This window comes from Ruegeria lacuscaerulensis (genome assembly GCF_013031245.1).
GTDB classification, from domain to species: domain Bacteria; phylum Pseudomonadota; class Alphaproteobacteria; order Rhodobacterales; family Rhodobacteraceae; genus Ruegeria; species Ruegeria lacuscaerulensis_C.
Map to the genome: position 1 here is coordinate 91,469 of NZ_WPZL01000010.1, position 16,101 is coordinate 107,569.

The following is a 16,101-nucleotide window of genomic DNA, read 5'->3' on the forward strand; positions in this document are numbered from 1 at the left end:
GATGTCTCCTGTTAAAGGACCTTGCGGTCAAAGCGGTCGATACGAAGAGGCGATAAATCGAAACGGCTTTGTCCACCAGTCACCAAATCGGCCATGACCTGTCCGACCACGGGGCCCATCTGAAAACCGTGCGCAGAAAAGCCGAAAGCGTGGAAGGCACGGGCAGCATTCACAGCGGGTCCGATGACCGGCAGGTTGTCCGGCATGTATGCCTCCAGCCCCGCCCACATCCGGTTGATGCTGGCCTTGCGCATGATCGGAAAGAACTCGGCCGCGGTCCGGCACGCAGCAGCCAGTTTCGAATAGTCCAACCGGGTTCGATCGTTGGCGCGATCTGCAAACCCTTTGGCACCGCCTCCGATCAGGACCGTACCATTCTCAAACTGCTTAAAGCTGAGTTGGCGGCTGACTGCACCAACCACCGGTTTGGCAAAATGCGGCATCCGGGCCGTGATCATCAGCATGGGTGCCGCGTGGCTTAGCGGTACGTTGTCCCCGATCATCAAGGCGATCCGGTCCGCCCAGGCACCCGCACAATTGACCACAGTTTCGGCCTCGTATCGTTGCTTCCGACCTTGTGCCAGCCATGTGTTTCCAATCCGTCTGAGCCCTAGCACTTCTTCGCCTTCAATTACTTGTGCGCCCAGTGTTTCGGCCGCTCGGCGAAAGGCAGCGGTGGCCTTGTAGGGGATCGCATAGCCATCCAATTCCGAGATCACGCCGCCCACGCATTCGGGGTTCACATGCGGTAGGCGCCCGATCAGCTCGGTCCGGTCGATGATACGTTCATGCGTGTATCCCGCCGCGCGCATCTTGTCCTCGCGCGCCCGCAGGGTGTCCAGGTCCACCTCATTCACGGCAATGTTAATCAGGGCCTGACGGCGAAAGCCTGTCTCGTGACCCAATTCCTCATCCAGACTTTGCCACATTTCCATCGACATCTTGGACAGCGGCACTTCTGCCATGTCGCGGCCCAACAGACGCACGCCACCGGCATTGACACCCGAGGCATGACGCCCGGCATAATCCTTCTCGACCACGATCACAGATACGCCCCTGCGCGCCAGATGGAAGGCCGTGGCGCAGCCCTGTATCCCGCCGCCTATGACAAGAACATCCGCCTTCATTCAGCAGCCTCCGCCTGAACGGCGCCATACCGGCTCAATTCATCCAGCGTCAGCAAGCGCTGTGGGCTGCGCAAGCGGTAATATCCTACTGTTTCCGGATTCTCGCCGCGCCATTTTGCCAGTAACCCGGCCACCACGTGACCACATTGCCGACCCTGACACGGCCCCATTCCGCAGCGGGTCAGTGATTTCAGTGCATTCGGGTCACGCGCGCCCTGTTCGAACCCCTTTCGCAGATCGTCCAGGGATTGCTCTTCACAACGGCAGACCAGTGTTTCCGGGTCGCGCGGCAGGCGCAACGCATCGGTTGGGTGATAGAGGCAATCAATGAAACGTCGAAACGGTTTCAGGGAAGACAAATAGGACAGGTCTTTGTCCGCTTTTTGATCACGCTCGACCTGCGACAAATGGCCAAGGCGGTTAAGGATATTCAGCGCGACCAGCCGACCCGCAGCCTGTGCACCATCGGCACCGACAATGCCCGCGCTATCGCCTGCCACTGACACGTGTGCAATCGAGCTTTGACCGAAGTCATCAACGGAAACCTGCCAGCACATTTGCTCAGGATTCCAGTGGTGGTCCAGATCCATCGCCCGCGTCATGTTCAGGTTAGGCTGCACGCCATGGTGCAGAAATACAGTGTCGGCGGCGATCTCGTGATGTTTGCCTGTCGCGACAAACCTGACCCCTTCGGCCTTATTGCCACCGATCACCTCAAGCCGTTCAGCAAATTGATGGACCGCGACACCCGAGGCGCGGATTTCCCGCAGCAAAGACAAGCCTTTACTCAGCTGCCTGATATGCCCCAACGCCCGGAACATTTGTGGCGCAGCATCAAAATAGTGCCGCCGAGGCGTCGTATCGACCAAAGCCGCCACAGGCACTCCAAGGCGCAGGTACTGCGCCACGATCAGATAGAGCAACGGGCCGGAACCAGCAAAAACCGCTCCTTCGGCCACAACCGCATCTGACTTCAGCATCACTTGCGCCGCACCGGCAGTCATAACGCCGGGCTTTGTCCACCCGGGGATCGGCATGGGCCTTTCCATGGCACCGGGACAAAGCAGCATTTCACGGCAGCGTAATTCTCGCGTGTCGCCCTCGTGTGAAAAGAGAATGCGACCGTCATCGCCCAGATGCCACGCGTCCGCGCCAGCGAAATGCGCAGCACCAGATTCTTCAAATCTGGAAATCAGTGCCGCCCCTGAACTATAGTCAGAACCGAGGGCCGCTACATCCGGAACCGGGCTGTTCGCGGCCGAGCGGAATACCTGCCCCCCTGCCCTTGGCGCACGGTCCAGAACCGCCACTTGAACGCCCGCGCGCGCCAGCACTATGGCGGCGGACATGCCTGCCGGGCCTGCCCCTACAATCGCGCAATCAAAGGCCTGCATCGCTCGCCTCGGAGTCTTCTGCAATATGTTGAGTGGTGACGTTCATACCTTCCGACACACGTCTCAGGCAGGCTTGCTGATTTGGAAGCCCGTCGATGTTCACCATGCATTCGAAACAGACACCCATCGCGCAATACGCGCTGCGCGCATCGCCTGACAGTGCTGCTTTACGGGTCTCGACCTGGCCGCTGACTGCCATGGCGGACCACACGGTCTGGCCCTCGCGCGCGGCCACTTGCTGGCCATTAATGGTCAGCGTCACCCGGTCGCGATTGTGATCTTGCAAGGATCTGAACATTAGAGATTCTCCGTCGGAATACAGGGCAAGGCGCTGGGAAGAGCACGCCTTGCCCAGGTTCAGGGTTATTCGCCGATCTGGTCGAGAATGCCCTGACCCCAATCCGGACCAACGTCCTGCAGGACCTGCGGCCAGACTTGTGCGCGCACATGGGCAGCGGTGGCGGCAAGTTCTTCATCCGTCAGCGAAACGATCGTAGCCCCGTTGTCGGCCAGCTTTTGTTCAAATGCGCCCTGATCGGCCTCGGCTGTTTCCCAACGCGTGGCTTCGAACTCCAGCGCGGCTGTTTCCAACGCAGCCCGATCTTCGTCACTCATGTCGGCCAACGTGCCCGAATTGATGATCATGTACCAAACTTCGAAATGCGTATTGACGGGTACATATGACGTGGTCACATCGCGGAACGAAGCATAATACCCCTCGGCCCCCGACCCGACGACGCCGTCAACAACGCCGGTTTGCACCGCTGTAAACGCTTCCGAGAACGGGATCGGCGACGAGATATAACCCAGAGCGTCAGCAGTCAGCTGGAAGCTCTTGATGCCGGGCACACGCACCTTGATGCCCTTGGCAGAGGTCGGATCGCCCGGGTTCACCGCGTCGGTGTTCAGCGCAACGCCGCCAAAATAGACCGGATAGGCTGCCAGCATGGTGATGTCCTGCTTGGCATAAAGATCCTTCATCGCACCGTGAATCGCACCGCCGGGGCCGTAAATCTCTTTCGCCTCAGCCCAGTTTGCAGCAACGTAGGGGAATGCCGAGATCTGCATGCGGCGATCAACAGCAGTGGCAGCGGGTTGCACGGCCATGTCGATAGCTCCGACCGAGATACGCTCCTGAACCGAGGTATAGTCTCCTAGCGCCGAAGCCGGGAACAGGTTCAGTTCAACCGAGCCATCCGTCGCGGTCTTCAACTCGTCCGCAAAGGCGCGCAGTTCGTTGTCGATTGTTGCGCCTTGGGGGCGGATATGGCTGATCTTCAGCGTATCCGCAGCAGCGATACCGGCGGATGCCACAACGGCAGCGGCCATACAGGTGGATTTCAGAAAGTTCATCATGGATAAGTCTCCTCCGTGAGTGATGAAATGGGCGGCTTAGTAGCCAAAGAAGCGGGGCAGCCACATCGACAGGTCCGGCCAGAAACTGGTCAGGAACACGACGGGCAGATAGCCGAGCAGGATCAGGGTCATGGCGGGGCGGATCACTTTAGTGACCGGCACCTGACCGATGCGCGCGCCCAGATAGAGGATCGAGGCATAGGGGGGTGTCACACCCCCCATGGCGGTGTTGACCCCCATGATCGCAGCAAACTGGATCGGGCTGACGCCGATGGCCTGCATCAGCGGCAGCAAGAGCGGCGCGATCAGGATGATGGCGGTGACGTCATTGACAACCATCCCGACGAGAAACAGCAGGATGTTGATCAGCACCAGCAGCAGCACTTTGTTTTCGGTCACCGAAAAGATCGCCTGCACGATGGCTTGCGGTATGCTTTCCAGTACGAACATCTGGCTGAGGATCATCGAGAACAGGATCATCAGCATGATCGCCCCGACCGAAGTGGCTGCTTCTCTTCCTGCGCCTAAAAAGGTGCGTACATCCAATCCTTTGTAGATCAGGAATCCTACCGGGATTGCATAGATAACCGCCACCGCGGCCGCCTCGGTGGGGGTCATGATGCCACCATAGATACCACCCAGAATGATCACCGGCATCAGCAAAGCAGGCGTGGCCTTGAATCCGCGCTGGGTTGCTTCGGTCATGAAGGCCGAGCCTTTGAGCGGTTCGTTCAGTTGCAGGGGGAACCTGCGGGCCATCCGGATGTTGACCGCTGAAAAACTGGCCATGATCAGCAGGCCGGGCCCCAGTGTCGCCAGGAAGCAGGCCAGGATCGACGTATCCGTCACCCAGCCATAAACGATCATTGTCACGGAAGGTGGGATCAGCAGGCCCAGAAGCGATGCATTTGCGATCAACGCCGTCGCGTATTCGCGGGGATAGCCTTGTTTCTCCATCTCAGGGATCAGCAGAGGACCGATCGCGGCGACACCGGTTAAGCCCGAACCAGAGATAGCTCCGATCAGGGCGCAGGACACGGTGGCCACAACGCCCAGACCTCCGCGCAGGTGACCGATGAAGATGTTCACGAAGTTCAGCAGACTTGCCGCAATACCCGATACGGACATGATCGTACCGGCAAGAACAAACAGCGGAATGGCCAGCAGCACCGGATTTCCAAGCTGCTGGAACCCCCACAGCATATTGCCCTTCATGACTACGTCTCCGGCGAAATACATCACCATCAGACCCGCACCGAAACAGTACGGCAGCGGAACGCCAAGCGTCAGCAGGATGACCAGAACCAGTACGGCGAAAAGCGCAATCTCGATCATTTCAGGCTTCCTTCAATGGCGGGTTCGGCAACTGGGGAGAACAGAGCACGCAGATGCATCAGCAGATGCCAGGCGGTGAAGATCATCATCAGGACCAACCCGACAAACAAAGCGACATCGACATAGAAGGTCGGCAGGTACAGCGTCGGACTCTCGCGCCAGACACGCATCGAGTACGTGGTGAAGTCCCAGGCCCAGGAGGTCAGCCAGATACCTACGATCAGGCTGATGACCTCACCTATGACCGCCAGAACCTGATGCTGGCGCTCGGTGGACAGAAAGATTTCCAGCACATTGGCGCGGATATGCGTGTTCTCGCGCGAGGCATTGACCGCCCCCAGCATGTACAGCCACAAAGTGGGGTAAAGCAGACTTTCCTCCAGCCCCATGACCGGAATTTCCAGCACATAGCGCGTGATCACCTGCACGAATTGCCCAAGAGCAACCAGGCAGATCAGGATTGTCAGCAGGACACTTGCAAAGCGTGTCATTTCCCCCCTCCGTCATAGCGAATGCAGGCGGTGCATTCTTGGAGAGCAAAATCACGGGCCGGGATCATCAAGTCAAAACGATTAAATTGATTGTGGAATAGAGTTACTTTATATGATGAGGAAAAGATGAGGATTAACAACAGCGCATGAATCTCAGTTTTCGCCAATTGCAGGCTTTTCGCGAGGTCATGCGGACGGGTTCGGTGTCTGATGCCGCCCGAATCCTCGGCCGCACCCAACCCGCCGTCAGTGCTTTGATTGCAAACCTAGAGGCCGAATTGAGCATCGCCCTCTTCCGCCGGCAGCGCGGGAAAATGGCCCCTACCCCCGAGGCCCAGTATTTCATCACCGAGGCAGAAGCGATTCTGGATCGCCTGTCGCTTTCGACCCGGACAATGCGCGAGATTGGGGCGCTGACAAAGGGTCGCCTGAACATCGCCTGTATGCCAGCCGCCGCCAGCCTGTTGATGCCGCAGCTACTGGGTGAGTTCCTGGTGGACAAACCGGATGTGCGCGCGTCACTGATGATGCGCGCATCCCCGGTAATCGAGGAATGGGTGGCCTCGCAGCAATATGACATTGGATTGGGCGAAACCCCTAAATCCACCGCTGCGATTGAAACCGTCGACTTTGATATGAGATGCGTGTGTGCGATCCCGGCAGGTGATCCACTGGCCGAACTTGATACGGTTGATGCGCATCACCTGTCGGGACGTCCGATGGCTGGGTTGCAAGAGGGGCATCCAAACCTGATTGCGACCCTCAGGGCGTTTGCCGGTCAAAAGGCCCGGTTCGAACATCGGTTCGAACTCAGAACCTTTCACCCGGCTTTGACATTGGTGGAAAAGGGGCTGTGCTATTGCATCTGCGACCCGATCACCGCAGCCGGATACGTCAATATGCGGCCTGAACCCCGTCCGGTCGTCTTCCGGGCATTTCGCCCAGATGTAGTTCTAAAAGTTTCAATCATGCGGCCCGCACACCGCCCCCCGTCAGCGCTTGCAAGCGAGTTTGCCCAGCTATTGGGGTCGGCACTTGAAAGCATCAACAAGCAGTTCTGAGGACTTTGGCATGCTCAAACGCATGTGTTTCCAATCCAGCGAACCTCTTGGAATGCGATCTGTTGCTAGTTTTGGTGATCTTTCGCTAAGTTGAAACCATCGTGCCAATTGCAACGCGGGTTTCAACACCGGGTAGGACCTCTGAGGACCCCATCCATCAGATGCTGGGGTTGATCGCCCAGGGTTAAATGCACCGCTCTGACAAGATTTCCAAAATTATGCTAACCTTGGCTGAAGGCATTATTCATCGGGTTGCATCCATCGCGCCCTTGTCCTGACTTTGAACGAACTTATAGCCATGGAACTTGCTATCGCAATTGGCCTGATCGTCCTGAAGGTCGCCATCCTGATCGCGGCTCTGCTGCTGCTGCCGCTACCGCTGGTCTGGCTTGAACGCAAGATCGCCGGGCACATCCAACAGAGAATGGGTCCAATGCGTGTTGGGTGGCACGGTTTATTGCAGCCATTGGCCGACGGCATCAAATTGTTGACCAAAGAGGATCATATTCCCGCAGATGCCGATCGGCTGATATTCAAACTCGCCCCGGTTCTGGCAATGCTGCCGCCGTTTGTCGTGTTCGTCGCGATACCCTTTGGCGAGAGCGTTTCGGTATTGGGTCACGAAATCACGTTGTACGTCTCGGACATGAATGTGGCCCTTCTGTTCGTCTTCGCGGTGATCGGGATCGAGGTCTATGGGGTCATTTTTGGTGGTTGGGCTTCCAACAGCAAATACTCCGTTCTGGGTGGGCTGAGAACCTGCGCCCAGATGATCAGCTATGAGATTCCGATGGGCTTTGCCGTCATCGGCGTGGTGATGCTGGCACAGTCCATGAGCCTGCTCGATATCGTGCGCGCGCAGGCGGATATGTGGAACGTGGTGTATCAGCCTGTTGGGTTCTTCGTCTTCTTCGTTGCCGGGTTGGCCGAGGCTCAGCGCATTCCCTTTGATCTGGCCGAGGCCGAAGGCGACTTGGGTGCGGGATTTCACACAGAATACAGCGGCATCCGGTTCATCTTCTTCATGGTCAGCGAATATGTGGTGATGGTACTGGTCTCGGTCCTGACGGTCATTTTGTTCTTTGGCGGCTGGAACGGCGTGCTAATCCCCTTGCCGCCGATCCTTTGGTTCATACTGAAAGTGGCCTTTTTCATCTATGTCTTTATGTGGTTCCGCTTCACTTTCCCGCGATACCGCTATGATCAGTTGATGGAGATCGGGTGGAAAGTCTTGCTTCCGCTATCACTGGCGAACATAATGATAACCGGGGTTGTTTTCCTATGAGGGCAACCATGATCGACGATGTAGACAAGCGGCAAGGCTGGATTGGGTGGGCTTTCTTCGCCGACCTTGGCGATGCGCTGGTGCTGACGTTCAGCTATATGCTGTCGCGACCGGTGACCGAGCAATATCCTGACAAGGAAAAATGGCTACCCTATTCGCGCTATCGCGGCCACCATTTCCTCAAGCGTAACGAAGAAGGTGAGATAAACTGCGTCGCCTGTGAACTTTGCGCCAAAATCTGCCCCTGCGATTGCATCACCGTTGTTCCCTACGAGGACGAAAACGGTGCGCGCCACCCCAAGGTGTTCGACATAGATACGGCGCGGTGCCTGTTTTGCGGGCTTTGCGAGGACGCCTGCCCGGCGGACGCCATCGCGCTGGGGCAACAGTACGAATTTTCCAGCTACGACTCGGCCCAACTGGTGGTGGATCGGGATACGCTCCTGACGAAGCCCGGCAAGGCTGAAACCGGCGGCGGTGTAGTAAACGCACGTCTGGAAACCATAGACGGGGTTCACGTGAAGACCGCGCAGGAGGCCGGATACAATTGGTGGCGGAATATTCGTCGCAAATGAAGATCCGCGGCGCCGGGCACGAGGATACAGAAACGCGCATTTGGCAACTGGCGGGAACACCGCCAAGGAGGTATGGATGTTCGTTTCCGACATTTTGCAGTTGAAAGGCTCAGAGGTGATTTCGGTGAGCCCGGATACAACGATGGTCGAGGTGCTTAGACTCTTCCACGAAAATCAAATCGGCCTGGGCATCGTAAGTACGACGCCGGCTCAAGTATTAGGCACGGTTTCAGAGCGTGATTTTTGCAATGCTGTGGCGCAACGTGGTGCCATGGTCGCCAATTTACCCGTGTCGGAAATCATGCGCAGCGACATATCCACCTGTTCCAAGGATGACTTGCTGCCAAAGGTTTCGGCAATAATGACCCAGGAACGGACACGGCACGTTCTGGTGATGGACGGTGATACGCTTGCCGGGGTGGTCAGCATCGGTGACGTAGTCAAGGCGCGCCTGGACGAAGCGCTGAGGACGCAAAAAGAACTGCATGCATATATCGCGGGAACCGGGTACCACTGACCCCCACCATTTCGCGAGTTTCAACCGTCCGTTTTACGGACCTCGACGCGGCATGGATATTCACCATTCTTCATCAGGCTGTTGAGCCGCAAGCTCCGATAGCTTTCCGGCACAAACACCAGCCCGTCGGGAAACCGCGGATTAATCTTCAGGCGGGCCGTCAGGTGCCCTGTAGTTGACGTCACCACAACCATTTGATTGGCTTCAATCCCCCGCTCTTCGGCTTCCCTGACACTCATCTCCACGTAAGGCTCATCTGCAACCGTAGCAAGCGTGGCCGAATGTTCGGAGAAATATCCCCCGTAAAAAAGCCCGTTTCCCGTGGCCAGCGCCAGCCCTTCCACATCTGCCCCATTGGCCGTTTCTGGGACCAAAAGCGATCTGTCCAGGGGTCGCTGCTGCGCTGATGTGAAAGCTCCATTCGGTCCAATCTGGGCGAGCGAAAGACCGGAATATGCGGGGTTCGTTCTGGTGATTTCGCCAAAAACACCTGCTTGATCAGAGACTTCCAGCGGCGTATCTCCAAGTGACGCAATCCACTCGAATATTTCAATATTGCTTTGCGCTGTGAATACCGGAGTACGGAATTTTCCAACGACCTGAACCCGTCCTTCATTGTTGGTGAAGGTTCCGGTCTCTTCTCCATGTGCCGCCGAAGGCAGAACCACGTCCGCAAGTTCGGCAATGTCCGTCTGCACCCAATCCTGTACGATCAAAAGGTCCACGTTCTTCAGCGCGTCAATAACACGGGCACGATCCGGGTAAGAACTGACAGGATCGGCCCCCGCAACATAAAGCGTGCTGATTTGGCCCTCGGCGCACTGGTCGAGCACTTCGCCGACCGTTGTAAGGGGTTTACCTTCTTTGCCAACTGCCATGTCCAGCGCACCCATCTGGTTGGGGCGATCAAAAAGCCCCTGCAATGCAACGTTTTTTCCAAGTATATGCAAGCGCTGCAAAAGGCAGTGAAGCAACGAACAGACTGCTTCCGTATCCGGGTTTCTGAACAGGTCCATCCCAATAAGAACCGTTACGCTTGGGGCGGCGGATAACGCAGAGATCAGATCGCCAAGTCCTGCCTTTGCCTGCTCGTTCTGACCTCGCGCGCTTCCCGCCTCAAATTCGGAGGCGAATGGTTCGGCGTGCCCCTCGCGCCGGTCAAGCAGACCATCTAGCAACTCTGACAGAACGAAGGCCTCGGTTCCCGGAAGCATCCGCACTGAGGCGCGTGCATCTGCATCGAGCCGCGACGGGCGCGCCGACAGCAGGCAGAGTTGCGTCTCTCCACCTCGCACCGCGCCACGCAAAAGGTACTCGCTGACCGGGTTTTCCTCTGTCACATTGCTGCCGACGACAAGCGTGCAGTCGTTTTTGATAATCTCTTCGAAAGGCGCGCGCGTATAGAAATCGCGTAACAGCGGACCAAGCGCATCGGGAAAATCGAAACGCGAAGACACCGCGACCAATTCGCTGTCAAATGTTCCCTGCATCAGGCGCCCGAACTGAAACAGCGCTTCATTTGTCAATCGGGCGGAGGCAATCCCGGCCGCCCTGCCCCTGGCCCGCGACAGTCGCGTGCGCAAATACTCGCCCGCGTTCTCCCAGGACACTGGCGTCAGTGCTTCTCCCTGCCGAACCATCGGGCGCTTGACCCGGTCCGGGCTGGCAAATACGTCCATTCCGAACCGCCCACGCACGCACAGGGTTTCCAGGTTCAGACCCTTGTCCCATTGCGACCGAACCCGCATGAATTCACCTTCGCGGGTGCCGACCGTCAGATGGCAACCGGTCCCGCAATGAGCACAGATCGTGTCAGTCTCAACCAGATCCCAAGGCCGCGATTTGTAGCGGTAGGGAAAACTCATCAGCGCCCCGACCGGGCAGACCTCGATACAGTTGCCACATTGGTCACAACTGGCAAGGCTGCCCTCGAACCCGGTGACAGCGGTATCCATGCCTTTTTCGACGGTGCCCAGGGCCACAGCGCCGACCACCTCTTCGCACATGCGCACACATCTTTGGCATTGGATGCAACGGTTGACGTTCATGATGACGACAGGGCTGAGCTGGATATCCTTGGAATGAAACACCCGTTTGGGATCGCGGAACATGCTTTCCCGAGGGCCATACTCCATCACCATGTCCTGCAGCTCGCATTCACCGCCCTTGTCGCAGATCGGACAGTCGAGCGGGTGGTTGGCCAGCAGCATGTCGAGCATCACCGAACGCGTTTCGGAGACCTGCTCGGTTGTTGTCCGCACCACCATTCCATCCATGACCGCCGTGGCGCAGGCGGGCTGCAGCTTGCCCTGCCCTTCGATCTCGACAAGACACATCCGGCACGAGGCCAGGACCGGCAACCGCTTCTGGAAGCAGAAGGTGGGAATGTCGATGCCCAAGCCTTCCGCGGCGCTCAGGATTGTGGTTCCCGGCGGCACCTGCAGCTCATGGTCGTCGATGGTGATGGTCAGGGTAGTAACATCGCTGGTATCGCTCAATGAAACGGGCACCTCCCTTCGTCGATATGGGTGACAAATTCGTCCCGGAAATGCTCCAGCGACGCCCGCAGTCCCATCGCCGCGCCATCGCCCAAAGCACAGAAAGTGTTACCGAAAATGCCGCTGCACAGCCCCTCCAACTGATCGAGGTCATTTGGCGCGCCTTCGCCCGCCTCGATCCGGCGCAGAATCTTGACCACCCAGTCCAGCCCTTCGCGGCAGGGTGTGCATTTCCCGCAGCTTTCATGGTGAAAAAACTCGATAATCCGGGTCGCAACCTTGACGATGCAGGTGCGGTCATCGATCACGATGACCCCCGCTGAACCCAACATGGAACCGGCGGCGGCCAGCGAGTCGAAGTCCATCCCAACATCCAGCCCGCTCTCAGGGATTAACGGCGCAGACACGCCACCGGGGATAACCGCCTTGATCCGGTGCCCCTCGGGCGGCCCTCCTCCGTAATCATCGACCAATTCACGCAGCGGGATACCCATCGGAAGCTCGTAGAGGCCGGGCTTACGCAGATGGCCGGACAGACAGTAAAGCTTGGGTCCCGGGCTTTTCTCGGGTCCGATCCCGCGAAACCAATATGCGCCGCGTTCGATGATCGCGGGCACACAGGCCAGCGTCTCAACATTGTTGATGACCGTAGGACTTTCATATAGCCCCGCGACCGCCGGGAAGGGTGGTTTCAGTTTTGGCTGTGCGCGGCGGCCTTGCAGAGATTCCAGCATCGCGGTTTCTTCACCGCAGATATAGGCGCCGGCGCCTTCGTGTATATGGACGTCGAAACTGAAATCCGACCCCATTATGCGGCGCCCGAGATACCCCTGTTCCCGCGCCTCCGAGATCGCTGCTTCCAAGATCCTGATCGCCTTCACGTATTCGCCGCGAACGTAGACATAAGCGGTTTCCGCCCCGATCGCGTAGGCGCAGATGGCCATCCCCTCAATCAACAGATGCGGATCCTCTTCCATGATGATCCGGTCCTTGAATGTGCCCGGCTCACCCTCATCCGCATTGCAGCAGAGGTATTTCGGCTTCTCCGCGCCTTTCGGTACAAAGCTCCACTTGAGCCCGGTCGGAAACCCCGCGCCGCCGCGCCCGCGCAGGCCCGAGTCTTTGACAATTTCTATGGTCTCTTCAGGGGTGTATTCCTTTAACACCTTGGCAAGCGCACTATACCCGCCAGTGGTCTCATAGACGCTCAACCGCTGGCTGTCGGCAATACCGACATTCTTGAGCAGGACAGCCTCAGTCATCCCCCACCCTCCCGGTGTTTCGCAAAGCCGTCAGCAATTCGTCGATCCGCGCCGCATCGAGGTTGCCGTGGTAGTCGTCACCAACCTGCATCACCGGCGCCATCTCACACGCGCCCAGGCATTCCACCGTAGAAAGTGTGAACAGCCCATCCCCGGTCGTGCCACCCTTTTCAATGCCAAGCACCTGTTCCATATGCGCCTGCAACTCCTCAGCGCCGCGCAGCATGCAGGACAGGTTGTTGCAAAGCTGCAAGTGGAACCGGCCCACCTGTTCTGTGTGGTAGAGTGTGTAAAAGGTGGCCAGCTCATAAACCCAGATCCGTTCCACGCCAAGGATATCGGCCACCTCTTCCAGCACCTCGCCGGTCAGAACGCCGCGCTCTTTCTGCGCGATATATAGCGCCGGCATGATGGCCGATCGCTGGTCGGGATACCGCGCCGCCGCCGCCTCGATCCGCATACGCATGTCCATTGGAGCGTTCACTTGTCGACCTCCGCCATCACCGGGTCCAGACTGCCCAGCACCGCGATCATGTCAGCAAGGTAATGGGCGTTTTTCGTACCGTAGAGCGCCTGGAGATTGACAAAGGACGGGGCCCGAACCTTCATCCGGAATGGTTTCGGGCTGCCATCGCTGACGATATAGAACCCAAGTTCGCCCTTCGGGGCCTCGATGGCGGAATAGACCTCGCCGGCAGGGACTTTGAAGCCATAGGCCGAAAGGTCGAAATGCTGGATCAGCGCCTCCATCGAGTTGTGGACCTTGTCCTTGTCGACCGGGAAGGCCACTGTAGGAATATCTGCCAGAAATCGGCCTTCGGGCATCTGCCTGAGGCATTGTTCGATGATCCTGACGCTTTCGCGCATTTCTTCGACCCGACAGCGCCAACGGGCGTAGCAATCACCCTCCTCTCGGGTAATCACATCAAATTCGACCTGATCGTAAATCTCATAGGGTTCATCCTTGCGAATGTCCCAATCCACGCCCGAGGCCCTCAGGTTTGGACCACTGAGCCCAAGGTCGATTGCATCCTCGGGCTCAATTACGCCGATACCTCTGGTGCGTTTGATGAACATCCGGTTCTTTTCAACCAGCCGTTCATAGTCGCGGATACGGTTGGGGAAGATATCGCAGAACTCTCTGATCTTGCCCGCAAATTCCACGGGCAAATCCTCGCGCACGCCACCGACCCGACAATAAGAGGTATGCATCCGCGCGCCAGTGACCATCTCCATCAGGTCCATGATCATTTCCCGTTCGCGCATCGCGTAAAGCAGCGCGGTCATTGCGCCCAAATCCATCGGCAATGCGCCGGTGATCAGCAGATGCCCCGACAGCCGCGCCAACTCGGCCATGATGACCCGGATATACTGCGCGCGAACAGGTGCCTCAATTCCCAGCAGCTTTTCCACCGCCATCGCAAAGGCCAGATTGTTGGACGGTGGACAGACGTAATCCAGCCGGTCGGTCAGCGGAAAGATCTGCGTATAGGTGAAGGTCTCGGACAGCTTTTCCGTGCCGCGATGCAGATAGCCGATATGTGGGTCGACCCGCTCGACATATTCACCGTCCATTTCCAGCACCAGCCGCAGAACCCCGTGCGTACTTGGATGCTGCGGTCCGAGGTTCAGCAGCACCTCCTTGGTATCCGGCAGTCCGCCCGGTGGCGGCCTGAGTTCTGTGGCTTCGGTCATAATTTATCTCCGGTGCCGCCGGGGATGTCCTTGGTCTCAAGATCAGGCCGCGTTGGCGGCACCCCTTCAGCACCAAAGGGGTTCAACTCATCCCTGTAACCTCTGAGCGGAAAGTCCTTGCGCTGCGGAAACCCTTCGAACCCCTCCCACATATAGATGCGACGCAGATCCGGGTGGCCATCGAAGGTGATGCCATACATGTCCCACGCTTCGCGCTCGTGCCAGTTGGCGGTACGCCAGATGCTGGCGACGCTGGCGATATGGGGCGGATCGTCCAACCGGCATTTGAGGCGAACGCGCCATTTGTCGGACAGAGAATACAGATGGTAGACGACTTCGAATCTGGGCGTGTCCGGCAGGTAGTCGACCCCGCATATGTCCGAAAGAAAATTGAAGCCCAGTTCGTCCTTCAGGAAGCGGCAGATATCTACGATGATTTCCGGTGAAACTGTAAATACATGGATTCCATGCGCCACACCGGTGTATCGAACTGTATTGCCGAACCGGGTTTCGAGCCGGGCAACAAATGGGTCCGGCGGGATGGTCATGGTCCGACGGCCCGACCCAGCGGCGTATCCGCAAGCGCCTCGGATTTCTTGATTTTCTCCTGCAGCAGAAGAAAGCCGTGCATCAGCGCCTCGGGGCGCGGCGGGCAACCGGGGACATGCACGTCCACCGGCACGAAGGTCTCGGACCCCTGCACGACCGCATAGGTGTTGTAGACCCCGCCCGAGATTGCGCAGGTGCCCATGGCGATAACCCAACGCGGTTCGGGCATCTGGTCGTAAAGGCGACGTATCACTGGGGCGAATTTTCGTGTCACCGTACCGGCGATGATCATAACGTCGGATTGGCGTGGAGAGGGTCGAAACACCACTCCGAACCGGTCCAGGTCATAGCGCGCGCATCCGGCCGAGATCATCTCGATCGCACAGCAGGCGATGCCGAAAGTTTCGGGCCAGAGTGCTGATTTGCGGCTCCAGCGGACAATCTGATCGGTTGTGGTGAACAGCACGCTGTCACGGATTACGTTTCCCATTCCAACGCTCCTTTCAACCAGGCGTAAGCAAACCCAACCAGCAGCAGGACAATGAAAACGAACATCTCGATATAACCGACGATGCCGATCTCTTTCAGTACGACGGCCCATGGGAAGAGAAACATCGCCTCGACATCGAAAACAACGAACAGGATCGCGATCAGGAAGAACTGCGCTTTGAACTGACCCGCAGCCGCCTCACCCGCAGGGTCCATGCCGCATTCATACGGCATGTTCTTGGCGGGGTACGGGTTGGAGGGGCGCAGCAGTGACGAAACAAAAAGCGTTGCTGTCACCACGAGGATTACCCCGGCAACCATGATGAGAACAGGCAGAAATTCAAGTCCAGTCATATCGCAAAACCCTGTACTCCGGACCTTGCGCTCGTGATACCTGCCCAAAGATCAAGGGCTTACCAGCCCTTGGGAAAGTTCATTGCCTTTCCTTGTGATTAAAAGAATAACCG

17 protein-coding genes are annotated in these 16,101 nt (G+C 57.8%); 4 read left to right on the plus strand and 13 right to left on the minus strand.

Features of this window, described 5'->3' with window-relative positions; genetic code table 11:
* Positions 1 to 11 precede the first annotated feature (11 nt).
* The 6 genes from GOX66_RS13850 to GOX66_RS13875 form a co-directional block, all read right to left on the minus strand.
* On the minus strand, positions 12 to 1,127 hold the full coding sequence (locus tag GOX66_RS13850; protein ID WP_170763326.1) for an NAD(P)/FAD-dependent oxidoreductase: 1,116 nt from the start codon (positions 1,125 to 1,127) through the stop codon (positions 12 to 14).
* The gene (locus tag GOX66_RS13855; protein WP_170763327.1) at positions 1,124 to 2,521 is read right to left on the minus strand and encodes an NAD(P)/FAD-dependent oxidoreductase; all 1,398 of its coding nucleotides are present in this window, start codon (positions 2,519 to 2,521) and stop codon (positions 1,124 to 1,126) included. The genes GOX66_RS13850 and GOX66_RS13855 overlap by 4 nt, the downstream gene beginning before the upstream one ends.
* Positions 2,508 to 2,819: a (2Fe-2S)-binding protein gene (locus tag GOX66_RS13860; protein ID WP_170763328.1), complete on the minus strand. Its 312-nt coding sequence runs from the start codon at positions 2,817 to 2,819 to the stop codon at positions 2,508 to 2,510. The genes GOX66_RS13855 and GOX66_RS13860 overlap by 14 nt, the downstream gene beginning before the upstream one ends.
* Positions 2,820 to 2,884: 65 nt before the next feature.
* Positions 2,885 to 3,877 (minus strand): TRAP transporter substrate-binding protein DctP, encoded by a 993-nt coding sequence (gene dctP / locus GOX66_RS13865; protein ID WP_170763329.1) that lies wholly within the window; start codon positions 3,875 to 3,877, stop codon positions 2,885 to 2,887.
* Positions 3,878 to 3,913: 36 nt separating this feature from the next.
* Positions 3,914 to 5,212: a TRAP transporter large permease gene (locus GOX66_RS13870; protein ID WP_170763330.1), complete on the minus strand. Its 1,299-nt coding sequence runs from the start codon at positions 5,210 to 5,212 to the stop codon at positions 3,914 to 3,916.
* Entirely contained in the window at positions 5,209 to 5,703 is a 495-nt protein-coding gene (locus tag GOX66_RS13875) for a TRAP transporter small permease (RefSeq protein WP_170763331.1), read from the minus strand. The genes GOX66_RS13870 and GOX66_RS13875 overlap by 4 nt, the downstream gene beginning before the upstream one ends.
* 146 nt (positions 5,704 to 5,849) lie before the next feature.
* On the opposite strand from GOX66_RS13875, the gene GOX66_RS13880 reads away from it, so the two are divergent.
* The 4 genes from GOX66_RS13880 (at position 5,850) to GOX66_RS13895 (ending at position 9,141) form a co-directional block, all read left to right on the plus strand.
* Positions 5,850 to 6,764, plus strand: a complete 915-nt coding sequence (locus GOX66_RS13880) for a LysR substrate-binding domain-containing protein (RefSeq protein ID WP_170763332.1) — start codon at positions 5,850 to 5,852, stop codon at positions 6,762 to 6,764.
* Positions 6,765 to 7,062: 298 nt separating this feature from the next.
* A complete protein-coding gene (nuoH, locus tag GOX66_RS13885) occupies positions 7,063 to 8,049 on the plus strand; it encodes an NADH-quinone oxidoreductase subunit NuoH (protein WP_170763333.1) in 987 nt (328 codons plus the stop codon).
* Positions 8,050 to 8,057: 8 nt separating this feature from the next.
* Positions 8,058 to 8,624, plus strand: a complete 567-nt coding sequence (locus tag GOX66_RS13890; RefSeq protein WP_170763334.1) for an NADH-quinone oxidoreductase subunit I — start codon at positions 8,058 to 8,060, stop codon at positions 8,622 to 8,624.
* Positions 8,625 to 8,700: 76 nt separating this feature from the next.
* Positions 8,701 to 9,141, plus strand: a complete 441-nt coding sequence (locus tag GOX66_RS13895) for a CBS domain-containing protein (protein ID WP_170763335.1) — start codon at positions 8,701 to 8,703, stop codon at positions 9,139 to 9,141.
* Positions 9,142 to 9,161: 20 nt separating this feature from the next.
* On the opposite strand, the gene nuoG is transcribed toward GOX66_RS13895, so the two are convergent.
* From nuoG to GOX66_RS13930, 7 genes are read right to left on the minus strand one after another with little or no spacing between them, the layout of a single operon-like run.
* Entirely contained in the window at positions 9,162 to 11,639 is a 2,478-nt protein-coding gene (gene nuoG / locus GOX66_RS13900; protein ID WP_214652652.1) for an NADH-quinone oxidoreductase subunit NuoG, read from the minus strand.
* The gene (gene nuoF / locus GOX66_RS13905; RefSeq protein ID WP_170763336.1) at positions 11,636 to 12,901 is read right to left on the minus strand and encodes an NADH-quinone oxidoreductase subunit NuoF; all 1,266 of its coding nucleotides are present in this window, start codon (positions 12,899 to 12,901) and stop codon (positions 11,636 to 11,638) included. The genes nuoG and nuoF overlap by 4 nt, the downstream gene beginning before the upstream one ends.
* Entirely contained in the window at positions 12,894 to 13,385 is a 492-nt protein-coding gene (gene nuoE / locus GOX66_RS13910; protein ID WP_214652655.1) for an NADH-quinone oxidoreductase subunit NuoE, read from the minus strand. Before nuoE ends, nuoF begins: the two co-directional genes overlap by 8 nt.
* Entirely contained in the window at positions 13,382 to 14,596 is a 1,215-nt protein-coding gene (nuoD, locus tag GOX66_RS13915) for an NADH dehydrogenase (quinone) subunit D (protein ID WP_214652657.1), read from the minus strand. The genes nuoE and nuoD overlap by 4 nt, the downstream gene beginning before the upstream one ends.
* Entirely contained in the window at positions 14,593 to 15,144 is a 552-nt protein-coding gene (locus GOX66_RS13920; RefSeq protein ID WP_170763337.1) for an NADH-quinone oxidoreductase subunit C, read from the minus strand. The genes nuoD and GOX66_RS13920 overlap by 4 nt, the downstream gene beginning before the upstream one ends.
* Positions 15,141 to 15,635, minus strand: coding sequence for a NuoB/complex I 20 kDa subunit family protein (locus GOX66_RS13925; RefSeq protein WP_170763338.1), 495 nt, complete (start codon positions 15,633 to 15,635; stop codon positions 15,141 to 15,143). Before GOX66_RS13925 ends, GOX66_RS13920 begins: the two co-directional genes overlap by 4 nt.
* A complete protein-coding gene (locus tag GOX66_RS13930) occupies positions 15,623 to 15,988 on the minus strand; it encodes an NADH-quinone oxidoreductase subunit A (protein WP_170763339.1) in 366 nt (121 codons plus the stop codon). Before GOX66_RS13930 ends, GOX66_RS13925 begins: the two co-directional genes overlap by 13 nt.
* Positions 15,989 to 16,101: the final 113 nt, after the last annotated feature.